Origin of the sequence: Gemmobacter denitrificans (genome assembly GCF_036964905.1) — a bacterium.
GTDB lineage: Bacteria > Pseudomonadota > Alphaproteobacteria > Rhodobacterales > Rhodobacteraceae > Gemmobacter > Gemmobacter denitrificans.
In genome coordinates this window covers 215,870-232,443 of record NZ_JBALHR010000001.1, presented here as the reverse complement: position 1 = coordinate 232,443, position 16,574 = coordinate 215,870, and the positions used below count along the sequence as shown (strand labels likewise).

The window sequence follows — 16,574 nt, the reverse complement described above, 5'->3', positions numbered from 1 at the left end:
TCGCTTCGCTGCAACGGCATCAGGGCGGCCCGGCAGGGCCGCCTTTTTCATCGCACGGTTTCAGGACACCGCAGCCGGGGCCGTTTCGGGCCGGGCCTGTTCGGGCCACCAGATCTGTGCCACCGCCAGCAGCAGGCCCAACCCGATCAGCGTGCCCCCCACAGCGCCGAACGCCCCGGCCAGCCCCAAATGTGCCACCAACGGGGCAGATACCAGCGGCGAGGCGAACTGACCCAGAAAGAAGGCCGTGGTCAGCAAACCCGAAGCCCGACCGCGCATGGCCATGGGCACCCGCGCGAGGAACCATGTCGTGTAATTGGGCATCGAAAGGCCCATCCCCAACCCGGCAATCACCGATCCTGCCAGCACCCCATGCCAATCCTGCGCCAGCGCATGGGCCACAAATCCGGCCCCGATCAGCGCAAAGCTGAGCCCGAAGACCGACATGGCCGAAACATGCCGACGGATGCGCCCATAGGCCAGCGACACCGGTGCCGAAACTGCGACCAATGCCGCCATCAACGCCCCGACAGCCAGCGGATTGGCCACGCCAAGCTCTTCCAGCCGGAACGGCAGCCGCGTGGGGGTGATGTAGAAGGCCGCCTGAAACACGAAGCCCAGCGAGCCGACAAAGGCAAAGGCCGCCCAAGGAAAGCCTGCCTGCCGTGCCATCCCCTTCGCGACCGGTGCCGCCCGACGCCGTTCTCGGGAATAGGGTGCCAATGCCAGCAGGGCCAGCACGGCCACCGGCAGGATCAGCGCATAGACCGCAAAGGCACCGCGCCAATGCAGCCCGGCCAAGGCCCCGCCCGTCAGCATGAACACGATCCCGGCGACCGATATGGCCGCCCCCTGCAGCCCAAGGAACCGCGCCCGTGCAGCCCCTTGCCAGAGATCGGCGCTCCATGTCATCCCCAGCGTCATGGTGCCCGCGACGCCCACGCCCAGCAACAGCCGCCCCGCCAGGATGGCATTCAGGCTTTCGGCCCAAAGCCCCGAAGTGCCGCCCAACCCATAGCACAACGCCACAAAGGCCAGCAGCTTCTGCCGGTCCATCCGGTCGGCCAGCCACCCCATCAGCCCGGCGGTGATCACCACAGCCAGAGAGGGCAGAGTGACAATCAACCCTGCCAGCGTGTCGATCCCCGCCACATCGGCGAAGTGGCGCTTCAGACCCGGCAAGGATGACGCCACCGTCGCATTGGCCATGATCGTCATGGCAGAAAGCCCCAGCACGGCCAAAGCCACTCTGCGCCCGGGCGGGGGTGTTTCAGTCTGTTCCATCCTGTCCTCGCAACATTTGTCTTGCGCAGGGTGACGGAATTCACAAAATTGAACCAGATAGCCATGATTGCAAGGTATGTCCAGAAATATGGACAATGACATTGACCTGACCGCCCTGCGTGCCTTTCGGATGGTGCTGCGCGAAGGCTCGTTCTCGGCCGCGGCGCTGGCGCTGCGGGTGCCGAAATCCACCCTGTCCAAGCGGATCGCCGATCTTGAAACCGAGCTGGGCGTGCGGCTGATCGAACGCAGCACCCGCGCCTTGCGCCCCACGCGCGAAGGCGAAGTGCTGGCCAGCCGGGCCGACCGGCTGCTGGGCGAGGCAGAGGATATCCGTCGCGCCCTGGGCGAACCCGATGGCGCACCGCGCGGCCATCTGCGCCTCTCTGTCACCCCGACCCTGGGCACGCTGATGATGGGACGGATCGCTGCAGATTTTCGCGCGCGCTATCCCGATGTGACGCTGGAAATCCATTTTCTCGACCGGGCCCCCGATCTGCTGGAAGAGGGTTTTGACGGATGTCTGCATTTCGGCCCGCTGGAAGACAGCAGCCGCATTGCCCGGCTGATGCTGCATGGCCAGGCCGTGCTGGCCGCCCATCCCGAGCTGCCGGGTCTGGACCGGATCCGCGATCCCGAGGATCTTCTGGCCTTTCCGCTGGTGGGTCTGGCCGCAGCCTGGCGCGCTGCCTGGCCGCTGGAAAGCGGCGACCGGCGCATTGATCTGCCCGCCCATCCAGTGCTGCAACTGGGGTCGCATCTGGCCATCCGCGATGCCTTGCGCGCAGGGGCCGGGATTGGCGCAGTTCCCACGTTGATGATGCGCGAGGATCTGGACACGGGCCGTCTTGTCCGGGTTCTGCCGGAGTGGACGACCCAACGGCGCGGGCTGTATTTCGTCTATCCCTCGGCCCATTCGGTGACGGCGCGGCTGCGCGCCTTCATCGATCATCTGGCCGAGGCACTGAAGTGCGTCTGATCTATTCGGCGGCCTTTGCCGCCTCGATCTCGGCGGCCTTGCGCTCCACCTGTTCGACGATGTGGTCGATCAATTGATCGTTGGACAGCTTGTGGCTCTGCTTGCCCGCCAGATAGACCATGCCCGACCCGGCCCCGCCGCCGGTAAAGCCGATATCGGTCATCAGCGCCTCGCCCGGCCCGTTCACCACGCAGCCGATGATCGACAGGCTCATGGAGGTGGTGACATGGGCCAGCCGTTCCTCCAGCGCCGCCACGGTCTTGATGACGTCAAAGCCCTGCCGGGCGCAGCTGGGGCAGCTGATGATGGTGACGCCGCGATGGCGCAAGCCCAGCGATTTCAGAATCTCGAACCCGACCTTCACCTCTTCCACCGGATCGGCGGAAAGGGAGACCCGGATCGTATCACCAATGCCAGCCCAGAGCAGGCTGCCCAGTCCCACTGCCGATTTCACGGTGCCCGACATCAGGCCGCCCGCTTCGGTGATGCCCAGATGGATCGGTGCATCGGTCGCCTCGGCCAGTTCCTGATAGGCGGCGGCGGCCAGGAACACGTCGCTGGCCTTCACCGAAATCTTGAATTCGTGAAAATCGTTGTCCTGCAAAAGCTTGATATGGTCGAGCCCGCTTTCCACCATCGCAGCAGGACAGGGTTCGCCATATTTGTCCAGCAGGTGCTTTTCCAGACTGCCGGCATTCACTCCGATGCGGATGGAACAGCCGTGATCCTTCGCCGCCCGCACCACCTCGGCCACGCGTTTGGCATCGCCAATATTGCCGGGGTTGATGCGCAGACAGGCCGCGCCCGCCTCGGCGGCCTCAATCGCGCGGCGATAGTGGAAATGGATATCCGCCACGATCGGCACCGGGCTTTCGGCGACAATCTCTTTCAGCGCGCGCGTGCTGTCTTCATCGGGGGTTGAAATCCGCACGATATCGGCCCCGGCCACCGCACAGCGCAGCACCTGATCCAGCGTCGCCTTCACATCCGAGGTGATGGTATTGGTCATGGTCTGCACCGAGATCGGCGCATCGCCCCCGACCAGCACCTTGCCCACGCGGATCTGGCGCGACTTGCGGCGTTCGATATTGCGCCAGGGGCGGATCGGGTTATGGGTCATGACGTACCTCTCGCAGGGCTGCGCCGCCACAGATAAAAGCGAAACGGCCCCGGGGCAATGCCGCCGGGGCCGTTTCGTATCCGGGACAGGATCACGGACCCGTCATTCCTACCGTATCCCTCAGGGCCAACCGTCCCCGATCACTGATCGGCAGGGGCCTGTGTTGCGGTGTTTTCTGCCACGATCTTGGCCAAGGCTTCATCCCCGGTCAGATCGGCAACCTGGTATTTGGCCATCAAAGCCTCTTCCGACAGGTCGATGTTCTTCACCACCTGTGGGCCGGGGGCGGCCGGGCCATAGGTCTGTCCACCGATCACGAAATAGACCGACCCCGAATTGCCCGAGCGCAGGAAGGCGGCCTGTTCGATCTGCGGAACCGTATAGCGTTCGCCGGCATCCAGGATCTTCTCGAACAGAACGGTGTCATCGGCGGCATAGATCCGCACCCAGGAGGGGCGGACCGCCAGAATATCAACACCCGGCTTCGGGGCCTCGGTCACCTGAACCACGCCCGCATCCAGATCGGCGCCAATATCTCCGACTGAGGCAATGGACTGGCCCGCCGCAGCGGATTGGCCCTGACCGGCCAGAGTGCCGTTTGTGCGCGGATCAATGGCGGCGATCGGGCCGTCACGCGATACCATGACCGGCAGGTCAAGCGCCTGCGGACGCGTCACACGGCTCAGCGGATCAGAGATGGCAGCCTCGGCCGCCAGAACCTCGGACAATTCGCCGCGCGGGCGGGCCGCCGCTACACCATCCACCTGATTGAGCGGGTCCACCTCGGCCACCACCACCGGGGCCTGATCAACCGGGGCCAGTTGCACACGCTGAACTTCCTGCAGAACCGACCAGCCGCCATAGCCAAGCGCCCCGATCAGCAGGGCCAGCACCAGCACCGATCCGACAGCGCCGGGTTCAATGCGGTGCACCCAGCTTTCGCTGCGCGGAATGAAGATTGCATTCGGATTGGCCAGCGGATCGCGCGGCTCCAGATTGGCGGTGCGATTGCGCGCTGCAGTGATGGTGGCGGGCGTGGCCGCAGCCGACATGCCATGCGCAACTTCGAAATTCGCCTCGGCGCAGAAACGCTGGAACGCCCAATCCGGGTCCATCCCCAGATAGCGCGCATAAGACCGGATATAGCCCGCGATGAAGCCAGGGGTTTCAAAGGCCGATACATCGCAATTTTCGATGGCAGCGATATAGGTGGCCTTGATCTTCAGCTCGCGCTGAACATCAAGCAGAGACTTGCCAAGCGTGGCGCGTTCGCCCCGCATGACATCCCCCAGACGCAGTTCGAAATCGTCAAAGCCCTTTGGTTTGTCGAGATCACCCGTCGAAGGTTTGGTCCTTCGGAAGATCATGCGCCCCTGCCCCGTCTTGTGCCGCAAGTGTCCGAGTCGTTATGGCCCGATTCCCCACAATCCGACTCATCCCTGCCCTATTGCTGACATCTCTACCACAGGGCAAGGGTTTTTGCATCCGCAGAAGCCCGGTCAGGCACTGGCCTCGGCACGATTCAGCGCACAATGCCGCCACAGCCCGTCCATCGCCTTCACAAGTGCGTCAATCTGACCGGCATCATGTACGGGCGACGGCGTGAACCGCAGGCGTTCGGTGCCGCGCGGAACCGTCGGGAAGTTGATCGGCTGGACATAGATGCCGAACTCGGCCAGCAGCATGTCGGACAGCATCTTGCAATGGATGGGGTTGCCGACATGGACAGGCACGATATGTGACCCATGGTCAATGATCGGCAGGCCCAGCCCCTTCAGCCGCATCTTCAGGATACGGGCGTGCAATTGCTGTGCATCGCGCAGTTTCTGGCCCTCATCCGTCTTCAGAAGCGCGATCGAGGCAGCAGCCCCGGCGGCCACCACCGGCGGCAACGAGGTGGTGAAAATGAAGCCCGGCGCATAGGAACGGATGGCATCCACCATCTTCGCACTTGCAGCAATGTAGCCGCCAAAAACGCCGAAAGCCTTGCCCAGTGTCGCATTGATGATGTCCACCCGGGCCATCACCCCATCCCGTTCGGCCACACCGGCACCACGCGGGCCATACATGCCCACCGCATGCACCTCGTCCAGATAGGTCAGCGCGCCGACCTCAGCCGCCAGATCGCAGATTTCTGCAATCGGACCAAAATCGCCATCCATCGAATAGATCGATTCAAAGGCGATCAGCTTGGGCGCCGCCGGATCATCCGCCGCGATCAGTTCGCGCAGATGCGCCACGTCATTGTGGCGGAACACCCGCTTTGCGCCGCCATTGCGCTTGATCCCTTCGATCATCGACGCATGGTTCAGCGCGTCGGAATAGATGATGAGACCGGGAAACAGCTTTGGCAGCGTGCTCAGCGTGGCATCATTGGCGATATAGGCCGAACTGAAGACCAGCGCGGCCTCCTTGCCATGCAGATCGGCGATTTCGGCCTCCAGCTTGCGGTGATAGACCGTGGTGCCGGAAATGTTGCGCGTACCGCCCGAACCGGCACCTGTGGCCTCAAGCGCCTCGTGCATCGCCGCCAGCACAGCCGGGTGCTGCCCCATGCCCAGATAATCATTGCCGCACCAGACCGTGATCTGCTGTTCGGTGCCATCGGGCCGGGTCCAGACCGCATGGGGGAAATGGCCGCGCTTGCGCTCGATATCGATGAAGGTGCGATAGCGGCCTTCATCGTGCAGCCGCGAAATCGCTGCATCGAGGGCTTTGTCATAGTCCATGTCCGTCTCCCTGGCTGTCCGGCACGGGGCCTTGCTGGGCTGTCATTAGGCCGCCTGTTGGGTGGCCGCCTTGATATTGGTCAAATCCTGCATCTGGAAGTGGGCAATTTGTCTCGCCGCCCCTCGTGGTGCAAAGTCTGCCCAGAATAAGGGCAGACCGGTGCCGCGCAAGCCCGGATAGGCCGATTGATACGAAAGATCGGAAAAATCAGTCCTGTATGACCAGCACGCAATCGCCGGTCTTGGCCTTTTCTTCACAGGCCTTGATCGCGGTATCGCCCGCCTGATCGCCCTTGGCCATGCCGAACATGCCGGTTGCAGGCGACACGGCCATGGCACCCGGCGCCTTGTAATCCGCCCCGAGCGCGCGCGTCGCATCAGCCGAAAGCGACAGTGTCCGCGCCTCCCAGCCCTCGGGCCGGATCAGTGCCACAACCGCACAGGCCGCCTTGCCCTTGCGCTTGTCTTCGCAGCCCTTCAACGCCGCAGCCTCGGCCGCCTCGGTGCTGTGATGGTTCACGGCTGCAACCGTCGCCTCCACCATGATCCCTTCATCGGGGGAAATCGCGATGGCCCCATAGAAGGGCTGGCCTGCCCCCACCAGCTGCAGCGTCTTGGCATCGGTCTCTGACAGGCCGCCCTTGCCGGTCATTTCCACGGCGGACATTTCGGTCACCGGAAAAACCAGTTTGGCCGCCACCTCGCCTGTCACCGGTTCGGCAAAGACAGGCAGGCAGGGCAGCATGATTGCCGACAGGGCAAGGGCACCGAAACGCGTCATCGTCGTCATCTCCATCATCCGTCATGCCATTTTAGCCATTCGCACCGGCTCTGGACAGGGAGGGCCCGCCTGATAGGGTGGCGCAAAAGTCACGAGAAGGAGAGCGCGATGCGCCTTGACCCCGTTCTGGCCCGGATCGACAGCGATTTGCCCGAGGCGCTGGAGCGCCTGATGGCGCTGCTGCGAATCCCGTCGATTTCTACCGATCCGGCCTTCAAGCCCGATTGCGCCCGTGCCGCCGATTGGCTGGTGGCCGATCTGCAAAGCCTGGGATTCGACGCCGCCGCGCGCCCGACCCCGGGGCATCCGATGGTGGTGGCCCATGGCGGCGAGGGCGGCCCGCATCTGCTGTTCTACGGCCATTACGATGTGCAGCCGGTCGATCCGCTGAACCTGTGGGACCGCGATCCCTTTGACCCGGAATTGCAGGACACGCCCAAGGGCAAGGTGATCCGCGCCCGGGGCGCATCGGATGACAAGGGCCAGTTGATGACCTTTCTCGAGGCGCTGCGGGCCTGGAAATCCGTGCATGGCAGCCTGCCCTGCCGCCTGACGATCTTTCTGGAAGGCGAAGAGGAATCGGGATCGCCCTCGCTCATTCCCTTCTTGCAAGAGAACAAGGCCGAACTGCAGGCCGATCTGGCGATGATCTGCGATACCGGCCTGTTCCAGGATACCGCACCCGCCATCGTAACCATGCTGCGCGGGCTTCTGGGCGAAGAAATCACCATCCATGCCGCCAACAAGGATCTGCATTCGGGCATGTTCGGCGGGCTGGCCCAGAACCCGCTGCGGGTGCTGTCGCGCATCCTGGCCAACATGCATGACGAGAGCGGGCGCATCACCATCCCGGGCTTTTACGATGGCGTGACCGAATTGCCCGAGGCGATCCGCGCACAATGGCAGGCCTTGGCCTTCGATCATGCGAAATTCCTGGGGGATGTCGGCCTCGCGCTGCCTGCGGGCGAAATCGACCGCACGCCGCTGGAAATGATCTGGTCGCGCCCGACCGCTGAAATCAACGGGCTGTGGGGCGGCTATACCGGCGACGGGTTCAAGACCGTGCTGCCTGCGCAGGCACATGCCAAGGTCAGCTTCCGCCTTGTGGGCGATCAGGCCCCACAGGCGATCCGCGCCGCTTTCCGCGACTGGGTCCGCGCCCAATTGCCCGGCGATTGCACCGCCGAATTCGCCGATCACGGTGCCTCGCCCGCAGGGATGATGCAGATCACCCACCCGGCCTTTGAAGCTGCCCGCGCAGCCATGGCCGATGAATGGGGCCGCGCGGCGGCCTATGTCGGCTGCGGCGGGTCGATCCCGATTGCGGGCTATTTCAAGACCCATCTGGGCATGGATGCGATGTTGCTGGGCTTTGGCCGCGACGATGACCAGATCCATTCGCCCAATGAAAAATACGATCTGGAGTGTTTCCACAAGGGCATCCGCAGCTGGGCGCGGCTGCTGGACCGGCTGGCCTGATGCGTGCAAGGGAAGCCATGATGGAACTACGCGATGCCAACCCCCAGGACCGCCCGGCATGGGAGTCGCTGTGGTCAGATTATCTGCGGTTTTACAAGGTGGATCTGTCCCCCGCCGTCACGGCCCATACCTGGAATAGGTTGATGGACCCGGCTTCGCCAATGTCGGGCCGATTTGCCTTTGTGAATGGGGTGATGCAGGGCTTTGCGCTGTTTCACCACCATTGTTCCACCTGGGTGGCCGGCGACGACTGTTATCTCGAAGACCTGTTTGTGGCCGATACCGCACGCGGGCTCGGGATCGGGCGCGCCCTGATCGACGATCTGGCTGCGCTGGCCCGGGCAAGGGGCTGGCACCGGCTCTACTGGCATACCGATGAAGGCAATGCGCGCGCCCGCGCGCTTTATGACAGCTATGCCCCCTACGACGGCCATGTGCGCTATCGGTTGAAGCTGCAAGGTTAGGCAGCGTCCCAGACAAACAAAAACCGCCCCCGAGGGGGCGGTTCTGAAGCTGGCGCGGTGGACGGGGCTCGAACCCGCGACCCCCGGCGTGACAGGCCGGTACTCTAACCAACTGAGCTACCACCGCGCGGCTGACGGGGTGGATAAGGGAAGGCCGGGAGGCCGTCAAGCGCGAATTCATCTGCCCGGCGCGCCCAGTCTTCGCGCAGAACTGCGCAAGCCGACCTTCCATCCCGCAGCGCCAGAAAACCAAAAGCCCCCGCTTGCGCGAGGGCTTATTGAAAGTGGCGCGGTGGACGGGGCTCGAACCCGCGACCCCCGGCGTGACAGGCCGGTACTCTAACCAACTGAGCTACCACCGCGCAATATATCCGGGGCTGGCTTTGGGCGGTGGCGCGGTGGACGGGGCTCGAACCCGCGACCCCCGGCGTGACAGGCCGGTACTCTAACCAACTGAGCTACCACCGCATGCCGCCCGAGCCAGCGCCCGGATGTGCGCGCTGTTTACGGGGCGGTGCGGGCGGCGTCAAGCGCCCGGTCACATAATTTTTGCCCAAGGCGCAAATCCCTGCAACCGCGTCACTTTTCCGGCGCGGGGATGAATTCGGCATCATCACCGGGCGGCAGGCGAAAACGGCCATGCGCCCAATCCCCGGCCCGCCACGCCTCTTTCGCGGCATCGATCCGCTCCTTGCTGGAGGCCACGAAATTCCACCAGATATGGCGCGGCCCATCCATCGTGGCCCCGCCCAGCACGATCACACGCGCGCCTTGCGCACCGGCTGTCACGCTGATTGCATCGCCGGGCCGAAAGATCAGCATCTGGCCTGCCTGATACTCTGTCCCGCCCTGCGACACCGCACCTTCCACGATATAGACGCCACGGTCTTCGTGATCGTCGGGCAAAGGCAGCCTTGCATGCGGATGCAAGACCGCATCGGCATACAGGGTTTCGGTCGCCACCGGCACAGGCGCACGTTCGCCCCAACCATGGCCAAGGATCAAGCGCAACCGCTTCCCCTCCCCCTCCAGTTCGGGCAGCGTCTCGCGTGCGGCGTGGTGAAATGCCGCCGGATCATCCTCGCGATCCTTGGGCAGCGCCATCCAGCTTTGCAGCCCGAACAGCGCATGGGGACGGCTGCGCATGTCACCATCGGTGCGTTCGGAATGGGTGATGCCAATGCCCGCCGTCATCAGATTCACCGCGCCCGGTTCGATCCAGGCGTCTGTACCAAGGGAATCGCGGTGATGCATCCGCCCCTTCAGCAGATAGGTGACCGTTGACAGACCGATATGCGGATGGGGCCGAACATCGATCCCCTGCCCGGTCAGAAACTCGGCCGGTCCCATCTGATCGAAAAAGATGAACGGCCCGACCATCTGCCGTGCGACCGAAGGCAAGGCGCGGCGCACCTCGAACCCGCCCAGATCGCGCGCCCGGGCCACGATAACGGTTTCAATACTGTCCACCGCATCGCCGGTGGGAATGGTCGGATCAAGCGCGGGGTTCCAGCTCATCTTGGCCTCCTGTTGCGGTTTGGCCGAAGATAGGCGCGGATCAGCCCTGCGTCATCGCCCATGGCCGCGCGGGACTTGCGCGCTGATGCACCATGCCTGCTTGACCGCCGCCGCCGCATCGGGAAAAACCGCGCCATGAAGGCAGAACTCACCCCCGACGGCACCGGCTTCACGCTCACACGCGGGGCCTGGTCAAACACCTATCCATTGGCCGATCTGGACCGCTGGCTCGAATTCTACCGCCGCCAGCCGGTCGATTTCCCGAAATCCGGCCAAGCCTATGCCGAAAGCATCGCCGCGCTGGAAAGCCTCGCTGCCCGGCTGCAGACCAAATGAAAAGGGCCTTCCCGAAGGAAGGCCCTGTCGCACCGGTTGCCCGGCGGCGATAACGCTCGGGCGATCAGACGGCGCCCGAGATGAACTTGACGGCATCGCCGAAGGTCTGGATGGTCTCGGCGGCGTCATCGGGGATCTCGATGCCGAATTCTTCTTCGAAGGCCATAACCAGCTCGACCGTGTCGAGGCTGTCCGCGCCCAGATCGTCGATGAACGAGGCGTTCTCGGTCACCTTGTCCTCTTCGACGCCGAGATGCTCGACGACGATCTTCTTCACGCGATCTGCGATGTCGCTCATGTCACTTCCTCATATCGTTGCGGGGCGCGCGGCCCCGGTCTGGTGTCCCTGCCGCAGGTTCGACCCTTGGCTGTTTCCCCCGCGTGTGGCAGGGCACCCGGACCTTGCGGCCCCGGTGGTTCCGTTCGCGGCTATAGCAAGCGGGCGGGGGCTTGGCAAACCCTTTCCAATCCGCCTGCCTGCCACGGCTGCATTACAGCATCGCCATGCCGCCATTCACATGCAGCGTGGTGCCGGTCACATAGCCCGCCTCGGGGCTGGCAAGATACAGCACAGCCGCGGCAATTTCCTGCACTTCGCCCATGCGACCCGCCGGCACCTGCGTCAGGATGCGCGCCTTCTGGTCATCGTTCAGCTTTTCGGTCATCGCCGTGGTGATGAACCCCGGTGCAACACAGTTGACAGTAATTCCCCGGCTTGCGACTTCGGCCGCCAGTGATTTCGACATGCCGACCATCCCGGCCTTGGACGCCGCATAATTGCCCTGGCCGGGATTGCCCGTCGCACCGACAACCGAACTGATGTTCACAATGCGCCCCCAACGGGCCTTCATCATGCCCCGCAGCACGCCACGGCACAGCCGGAAGGTCGATGTCAGGTTCACATCGATCACCGATTGCCATTCGGCATCCGACATCCGCATGAACAGATTGTCCTTGGTGATCCCGGCATTGTTAACCAGAATGTCGATCGCCCCCATCTTCTCGATGGCGGTCTTGGGCAATGCCTCGACGCTGGCTGCATCCGACAGATCGCAGGTCGCCACATGCGCCCGCTCACCCAGTTCTGCGGCCAGCGCCTCCAGCGGGGCCAACCGGGTGCCCGACAGCGTGACCGTCGCCCCCGCCTTGTGCAGCGCGCGGGCGATCTCGCCCCCGATCCCGCCCGAAGCCCCGGTCACAAGGGCGCTTTTTCCGCTCAGATCAAACATGGTTTGTCCCTTTTCCGAAAGTCGCAGGCGCGCACTTTCATCTGTTCCCAAATATCCTCGGGGGGAAAGGCCGCAGGCCTTGGGGGGCAGACAGCCCCCCGCCCCGATCTCCGTCAGAACGCCGTCAACCCTTGAGGGCGGCGATGTCTTCGGGCGTGCCGATGGCGCGGGTTTCCACGCCCTTGGCGATACGCTTGATCATGCCCGACAGTGCCTTGCCTGCTCCGATTTCCCAGAATTCGGTCACACCCGCCTGTTCCATCCACAGCACGCTCTCGCGCCAGCGCACCGATCCGGTGACCTGCGCCACCAGCAGATCGCGGATGCGATCGGCTTCCATCACCGCCTCGGCCCGCACATTCACCACCACCGGAACCGCAGGGTTGACGATGTTCACCGCAGCCAGAGCCTCGGCCATCACATGGGCCGCAGGCTGCATCAGCGCGCAATGGAACGGCGCGCTGACGGGCAGCAGCAGGGCGCGTTTGGCACCGCGCGCCTTGGCAATCTCCACCGCCCGTTCCACCGCCGCCTTGTGCCCCGATACGACCACCTGCGCCGGATCATTGTCATTGGCCGCCTGACAGACTTCGCCCTGTGCCGCTTCCGCCGCCACTTCGGTCGCCGTCGCGAAATCCAGCCCCAGCAGGGCTGCCATCGCCCCCACACCGACCGGCACCGCCTCTTGCATCGCCTGGCCCCGGATGCGCAGCAGCCGCGCCGTATCACTCAGGCTGATCGCCCCGGCGGCGCAAAGAGCCGAGTATTCCCCCAGGCTGTGCCCGGCCACAAACTGCGCCTGATCAAGGTCGATCCCTTCGGCCTGCAGGGCGCGCAGGGCGGCGATCGACGTGGCCATCAGCGCGGGCTGGGCATTCTGTGTCAGGGTCAGGGTGGCGATGTCGCCCTCCCAGATCACCGCCGACAGCTTTTCGCCCAAGGCATCGTCCACCTCGTCGAACACGGCCTGTGCGGCCGGATAACTGTCTGCCAGGGCCTTGCCCATGCCGATGGTCTGTGCCCCCTGACCGGGAAAAACGAATGCGCGGCTCATGCTTCCTCCAAGGATCCTTTGTTCCGGATTACCCCGCGACGCCCCGGGGCGCAATCACCCCGTGCTTTGCCCCCCGATGGGCGCGCCCCGTGGCGGGATGCACAGGTGCTGTGCGATACCCCGAGATACTGCATCCCGGGAAAAACTGCTATCTGCTGGTCCAAACCGTTGTGACCCCGAAACTGTTGTGAACCGGAGTGAACCATGCCCGCCCAGAATACCGCCACATCCTATGGCGGCGTCGCCCGCAGCCTGCATTGGCTGACCGCGCTGCTGATCCTGTCTGCCATCGGCCTTGGGCTTTATGCCGAAAACCTGCCCTATGACACGTCCGAGACGCTGGCGGCCAAGGCACAGGTCTTTTCCCTGCACAAGACCATCGGGGTTGCCGCCTTTTTTGTGGCGCTGGCCCGCATCCTCTGGGCGCTAACCCAGCCGCGCCCGGTCCCCTTGCACCCCGAACGGCGGCTGGAAACCTTTGCGGCCGACACCGTGCATTGGGCGCTGTATGGGTCCATGCTGATGGTGCCTCTGGCGGGTTGGGTGCATCACGCTGCCGTCGATGGATTTGCGCCGATCCTGTGGCCCTTTGGCCAGAACCTGCCCATGGTTCCGAAATCCGAAAGCACTGCGGCACTGGCTGGGGCGATGCACTGGCTGTTTTCCAAGGTGCTGATCGCATCAATCCTGTTGCATGTCGCGGGTGCGGTGAAACATGCGGTCATCGACCGCGACGCGACACTGGCGCGGATGACCCGCGGCACCGAAGCCGGCCAGCCGGGCGCAAGCCATGCGCTGGCCCCGGCCCTGACGGCACTCGCCATCTATGCCCTGGCCGCCGGCGCCGCAGTCACGCTGCTGGCCCCGGCCTCTGACATCACAGCTACCGCAGCCGCCCCTGCCGAGGCCGGCGCCCCTGTTGCCGCCGGTGGGTGGCAGGTCCTGTCGGGGAGCCTGGGCTTCACAGTCAAGCAGATGGGCGCCGATGTGCAAGGCAACCTGCCCGACTGGAAGGCCGAGATCACCTTTGACGAAACACCCGTCGATGGGCGGCACGGCAAGGTGCGGGTTGAAATCAATACCGCCACGCTGACACTGGGATCGGTCACGGATCAGGCCAAAGGGGCCGAGTTCTTCGATACCGCCACCCATCCCACTGCCCTGTTCGAAGCCGACATCCTGCCTGCCGCCAGCGGATATGAGGCGCAAGGAACGCTGACCCTGCGCGGCAAGGCCGAAGCGGTGACACTGCCTTTCACGCTTGATCTGCAGGGTGATACCGCCCGGATGACCGGCAGCACCACGCTGGACCGCCGCGCCTTTGGCATGGGTGCCAGCTATGGCGATGAAAGCAGCGTGGGGTTCGCCGTTCAGGTCTCGGTGGACCTGACAGCCCAACGCCGCTGACCCACACCAGAAGGCAGGCACACTGATCAGCGCCGCCCCCGGTTTCGGGGCGGCGTTTTTTTACCGGCTCGCGGTCCGATCCAAAGACCCCTGGAAAGCAAAAGGCCGGGCAATGCCCGGCCTTCCAAACGCATGACGATCCTGCGATCACTCGGCCTTGGCGGCTTCGATCGAGATCTGGATGGCAACCTCGTCGCTCACATAGGGGGCGAACTGGCCAAGGTTGAAATCGGTGCGCTTCACTTCGGTGGTGGCGGTAAAGCCCATCCAGGGCTTTTTCGCCATCGGATGTTCGCCAGCCTGGGTCATCACCGCATCCAGCACGACCGGCTTGGTCACGCCGTTCAGGGTCAGATCGCCGGTGATCTTGGCGGTCTTTTCGCCGGTCACTTCGATGGCCGTCGATTTGAAGGTGACCATGCTGTCGGCATTGGCACCAAAGAAATCGGGCGACATGAAGTGGTCAAAGCGTTCCTGCCAGCCGATCAGCATCGATTTCACCGGGAAGGACACTTCGACGCTAGAGGCGGCAGGGGCTTCGGCGTCAAAGCTGATCTTGCCTTCAAAGCCCGAGAACATGCCGTAGCTGGTCGAAAAGCCCAGATGGTTGTAGCTGAACACGATCTGGCTGTGGCTGGGGTCCAGCACATAGGCCTCGGGCGCGGCCAGTGCGGGGGCGGCGATCAGGGCGCCAAGAAGCGAAAGGGTCGAAAGGCGGATCATCGGAAACTCCGTCTGAAAGGATCGTCTGCGCGCAGCCCATGCTGCATGGCGGCAAAGATGCGTGCAGCGCAGCCTGCGCACAATTCGCCAAAGCCGAACAGCGGCTGTTCAATCACGCACCATCACATCTGCGCCACCGCGCATGCGGCAGTCACGCGTCTGTGTCAGCTGCGCAGACTGGCCAGCATCCGGGCCTTTTGCCCCGCATCGCCCGGGTCAGAAATCGCTTGAGCCAGCCCCTCCAGCGAGGCGATGGAATGGCCTGCACGGAACGCATCGACATGAGGCAGCATGGCACGGATGCCGGTGGCCCTGGGGGCAAATCCCTCCCAGCGGAGCAGCGGGTTAAGCCAGATCAGGCGGCGGGCCGACAGATGCAGCCGCTCCATCTCGCGCGCCAATTGCCCCGCATCGTCGCGGTCGAGACCATCGGTAATGAGCAGCACCACCGCCCCCTGCCCCAGAACACGGCGTGACCAATCGCGGTTGAAACCATGCAGGCAAGCCCCGATCCGCGTGCCGCCAGACCAATCCTGCGCCTCGGCCCCGGCCGCCTTTAACGCGGCATCCACATCGCGCTGACGCAGGTGGCGGGTGATGTTGGTCAGCCTTGTGCCAAAGGTAAAGCCATGCACCCGCGCCCAGCCCTGCCCCTTGCGATTGGCCACTGCATGCAGAAAATGCAGCACCATGCGCGAATATTGCGACATCGACCCGGAAATATCGCACAGCACCACCAGATTGGGCCAACGGGTTGCCGGTTCCGCGCGGGCAAGGGCGGCAATCTCACCGCCGCGCCGCATCGCCGCCCGCAGCGTGGCACGCGCATCGATCTGCGTTCCGGCAGCAGAGGCCACGCGGCGGCGCGAAGGCAATGGTTTCACCGGCAGCGAGAGCCGCGCCAACATCCGCTTGGCCTCGGCGATTTCGGCCAGCGACATCTGTTCGAAATCCAGATGTTTCAGCCGTTCTTCGCGCGCCATGGTGCTGGAGGCGTCAATTTCCACCTGCTCCTCGCCCGGGGGCGTCTCGGGCGCATCGGGCAGATCACGGTTGGCCCCATCCAGCAGCGCCTCGGCGGCCCGTTTGGCGGCGGCCTCGGCGGGCCTTTCTTCCTGCACGCCCCGGATTGCCGGCAGCATCAGGCTCATCATGTGTTCCATATAGCGCGGGTCGCGCCAATAGAGCCGGAAGACCTGCGCAAAGACCGCGCGATGTTCCGGACGGCTGACGAAACAGGCGTGCAGGGTCCAGTAGAAATCGCGCCGTTCGGTGAACCCCACCGCCTGCACGGCATGGATCGCGTCGATCACCCGGCCCGGCCCGATGGGCAGCCCGGCCTTGCGCAGCGCCCGGGCGAACCACAGGATGTTGCGGCTGATCTGGCCATCTTCGGGCAGGTCGAGATCGGCAAACCGGGCCATGCGCGCAAGCAGAGGGCGCTACGCCCCCCGCACCTTTCGCGATATGC

At 64.2% G+C, this 16,574-nt stretch carries 16 protein-coding genes and 3 tRNA genes; 5 read left to right on the top strand and 14 right to left on the bottom strand.

The features are described 5' to 3' along the window. Nucleotides 1-60: 60 nt before the first annotated feature. A complete protein-coding gene (locus tag V6590_RS01135; protein ID WP_335418283.1) occupies nucleotides 61-1,284 on the bottom strand; it encodes an MFS transporter in 1,224 nt (407 codons plus the stop codon). 88 nt (nucleotides 1,285-1,372) lie between these two features. Between V6590_RS01135 and V6590_RS01130 the strand changes: the two genes are divergently transcribed. Next, nucleotides 1,373-2,263 (top strand): LysR family transcriptional regulator, encoded by an 891-nt coding sequence (locus tag V6590_RS01130; RefSeq protein WP_335418280.1) that lies wholly within the window; start codon nucleotides 1,373-1,375, stop codon nucleotides 2,261-2,263. Between the two features lies 1 nt (nucleotide 2,264). On the opposite strand, the gene ispG is transcribed toward V6590_RS01130, so the two are convergent. The 4 genes from ispG to V6590_RS01110 form a co-directional block, all read right to left on the bottom strand. Then, nucleotides 2,265-3,383 carry a flavodoxin-dependent (E)-4-hydroxy-3-methylbut-2-enyl-diphosphate synthase gene (gene ispG / locus V6590_RS01125; protein ID WP_335418278.1) on the bottom strand — a complete coding sequence of 373 codons (1,119 nt, stop codon included), beginning with the start codon at nucleotides 3,381-3,383 and terminating at the stop codon, nucleotides 2,265-2,267. Between the two features lie 140 nt (nucleotides 3,384-3,523). Next, on the bottom strand, nucleotides 3,524-4,750 hold the full coding sequence (locus tag V6590_RS01120; protein ID WP_335418275.1) for a helix-turn-helix domain-containing protein: 1,227 nt from the start codon (nucleotides 4,748-4,750) through the stop codon (nucleotides 3,524-3,526). A 132-nt stretch (nucleotides 4,751-4,882) separates the two neighbouring features. Beyond that, complete coding sequence (hemA, locus tag V6590_RS01115) at nucleotides 4,883-6,112, bottom strand: 5-aminolevulinate synthase (RefSeq protein ID WP_335418272.1); 1,230 nt, start codon at nucleotides 6,110-6,112, stop codon at nucleotides 4,883-4,885. Between the two features lie 208 nt (nucleotides 6,113-6,320). Then, the gene (locus V6590_RS01110) at nucleotides 6,321-6,902 is read right to left on the bottom strand and encodes a DUF4189 domain-containing protein (RefSeq protein WP_335418269.1); all 582 of its coding nucleotides are present in this window, start codon (nucleotides 6,900-6,902) and stop codon (nucleotides 6,321-6,323) included. Nucleotides 6,903-7,001: 99 nt separating this feature from the next. Here V6590_RS01110 and V6590_RS01105 point away from each other — a divergent pair, with 99 nt between their 5' ends. Together V6590_RS01105 and V6590_RS01100 are read left to right on the top strand one after the other, a co-directional pair. After that, the gene (locus V6590_RS01105; RefSeq protein WP_335418266.1) at nucleotides 7,002-8,372 is read left to right on the top strand and encodes a M20/M25/M40 family metallo-hydrolase; all 1,371 of its coding nucleotides are present in this window, start codon (nucleotides 7,002-7,004) and stop codon (nucleotides 8,370-8,372) included. A 20-nt stretch (nucleotides 8,373-8,392) separates the two neighbouring features. Then, nucleotides 8,393-8,836: a GNAT family N-acetyltransferase gene (locus V6590_RS01100; RefSeq protein WP_335418263.1), complete on the top strand. Its 444-nt coding sequence runs from the start codon at nucleotides 8,393-8,395 to the stop codon at nucleotides 8,834-8,836. 50 nt (nucleotides 8,837-8,886) lie between these two features. Here the strand turns inward: V6590_RS01100 and V6590_RS01095 are convergent. From V6590_RS01095 to V6590_RS01080, 4 genes are all read right to left on the bottom strand, one after another. Next, nucleotides 8,887-8,963 (bottom strand) — tRNA-Asp (locus V6590_RS01095). A 158-nt stretch (nucleotides 8,964-9,121) separates the two neighbouring features. Next, nucleotides 9,122-9,198: transfer RNA gene (locus tag V6590_RS01090), tRNA-Asp, on the bottom strand. Nucleotides 9,199-9,227: 29 nt separating this feature from the next. Next, nucleotides 9,228-9,304, bottom strand: a tRNA-Asp gene (locus tag V6590_RS01085). Between the two features lie 111 nt (nucleotides 9,305-9,415). Then, complete coding sequence (locus V6590_RS01080) at nucleotides 9,416-10,354, bottom strand: pirin family protein (protein WP_335418260.1); 939 nt, start codon at nucleotides 10,352-10,354, stop codon at nucleotides 9,416-9,418. 135 nt (nucleotides 10,355-10,489) lie between these two features. Between V6590_RS01080 and V6590_RS01075 the strand changes: the two genes are divergently transcribed. Further along, nucleotides 10,490-10,690, top strand: coding sequence for a hypothetical protein (locus tag V6590_RS01075; RefSeq protein ID WP_335418258.1), 201 nt, complete (start codon nucleotides 10,490-10,492; stop codon nucleotides 10,688-10,690). Nucleotides 10,691-10,754: 64 nt separating this feature from the next. Here the strand turns inward: V6590_RS01075 and V6590_RS01070 are convergent, their stop codons facing one another. The 3 genes from V6590_RS01070 to fabD all read right to left on the bottom strand — a co-directional run bounded on the left by V6590_RS01070 (nucleotide 10,755) and on the right by fabD (nucleotide 12,973). Further along, nucleotides 10,755-10,988, bottom strand: coding sequence for an acyl carrier protein (locus V6590_RS01070; protein WP_091300786.1), 234 nt, complete (start codon nucleotides 10,986-10,988; stop codon nucleotides 10,755-10,757). A 193-nt stretch (nucleotides 10,989-11,181) separates the two neighbouring features. Then, entirely contained in the window at nucleotides 11,182-11,919 is a 738-nt protein-coding gene (gene fabG, locus V6590_RS01065; protein ID WP_335418252.1) for a 3-oxoacyl-ACP reductase FabG, read from the bottom strand. 124 nt (nucleotides 11,920-12,043) lie between these two features. Continuing rightward, on the bottom strand, nucleotides 12,044-12,973 hold the full coding sequence (gene fabD / locus V6590_RS01060; protein ID WP_335418251.1) for an ACP S-malonyltransferase: 930 nt from the start codon (nucleotides 12,971-12,973) through the stop codon (nucleotides 12,044-12,046). A gap of 204 nt (nucleotides 12,974-13,177) precedes the next feature. Between fabD and V6590_RS01055 the strand changes: the two genes are divergently transcribed. Beyond that, nucleotides 13,178-14,380 (top strand): cytochrome b/b6 domain-containing protein, encoded by a 1,203-nt coding sequence (locus V6590_RS01055; RefSeq protein ID WP_335418249.1) that lies wholly within the window; start codon nucleotides 13,178-13,180, stop codon nucleotides 14,378-14,380. Nucleotides 14,381-14,527: 147 nt separating this feature from the next. On the opposite strand, the gene V6590_RS01050 is transcribed toward V6590_RS01055, so the two are convergent. Together V6590_RS01050 and V6590_RS01045 are read right to left on the bottom strand one after the other, a co-directional pair. After that, complete coding sequence (locus tag V6590_RS01050) at nucleotides 14,528-15,103, bottom strand: YceI family protein (protein WP_335418247.1); 576 nt, start codon at nucleotides 15,101-15,103, stop codon at nucleotides 14,528-14,530. A 164-nt stretch (nucleotides 15,104-15,267) separates the two neighbouring features. After that, a complete protein-coding gene (locus tag V6590_RS01045; protein WP_335418245.1) occupies nucleotides 15,268-16,527 on the bottom strand; it encodes a vWA domain-containing protein in 1,260 nt (419 codons plus the stop codon). Nucleotides 16,528-16,574 lie beyond the last annotated feature (47 nt).

Excerpts from the sequence above, each read along its gene's own strand:
- V6590_RS01135 (WP_335418283.1), bottom strand. The coding sequence starts at position 1,284 with ATGGAACAGACTGAAACACCCCCGCCCGGGCGCAGAGTGGCTTTGGCC.
- V6590_RS01130 (WP_335418280.1), top strand. The coding sequence starts at position 1,373 with ATGGACAATGACATTGACCTGACCGCCCTGCGTGCCTTTCGGATGGTG.
- ispG (WP_335418278.1), bottom strand. The coding sequence starts at position 3,383 with ATGACCCATAACCCGATCCGCCCCTGGCGCAATATCGAACGCCGCAAG.
- V6590_RS01120 (WP_335418275.1), bottom strand. The coding sequence starts at position 4,750 with ATGATCTTCCGAAGGACCAAACCTTCGACGGGTGATCTCGACAAACCA.
- hemA (WP_335418272.1), bottom strand. The coding sequence starts at position 6,112 with ATGGACTATGACAAAGCCCTCGATGCAGCGATTTCGCGGCTGCACGAT.
- V6590_RS01110 (WP_335418269.1), bottom strand. The coding sequence starts at position 6,902 with ATGACGACGATGACGCGTTTCGGTGCCCTTGCCCTGTCGGCAATCATG.
- V6590_RS01105 (WP_335418266.1), top strand. The coding sequence starts at position 7,002 with ATGCGCCTTGACCCCGTTCTGGCCCGGATCGACAGCGATTTGCCCGAG.
- V6590_RS01100 (WP_335418263.1), top strand. The coding sequence starts at position 8,393 with ATGGAACTACGCGATGCCAACCCCCAGGACCGCCCGGCATGGGAGTCG.
- V6590_RS01080 (WP_335418260.1), bottom strand. The coding sequence starts at position 10,354 with ATGAGCTGGAACCCCGCGCTTGATCCGACCATTCCCACCGGCGATGCG.
- V6590_RS01075 (WP_335418258.1), top strand. The coding sequence starts at position 10,490 with ATGAAGGCAGAACTCACCCCCGACGGCACCGGCTTCACGCTCACACGC.
- V6590_RS01070 (WP_091300786.1), bottom strand. The coding sequence starts at position 10,988 with ATGAGCGACATCGCAGATCGCGTGAAGAAGATCGTCGTCGAGCATCTC.
- fabG (WP_335418252.1), bottom strand. The coding sequence starts at position 11,919 with ATGTTTGATCTGAGCGGAAAAAGCGCCCTTGTGACCGGGGCTTCGGGC.
- fabD (WP_335418251.1), bottom strand. The coding sequence starts at position 12,973 with ATGAGCCGCGCATTCGTTTTTCCCGGTCAGGGGGCACAGACCATCGGC.
- V6590_RS01055 (WP_335418249.1), top strand. The coding sequence starts at position 13,178 with ATGCCCGCCCAGAATACCGCCACATCCTATGGCGGCGTCGCCCGCAGC.
- V6590_RS01050 (WP_335418247.1), bottom strand. The coding sequence starts at position 15,103 with ATGATCCGCCTTTCGACCCTTTCGCTTCTTGGCGCCCTGATCGCCGCC.
- V6590_RS01045 (WP_335418245.1), bottom strand. The coding sequence starts at position 16,527 with ATGGCCCGGTTTGCCGATCTCGACCTGCCCGAAGATGGCCAGATCAGC.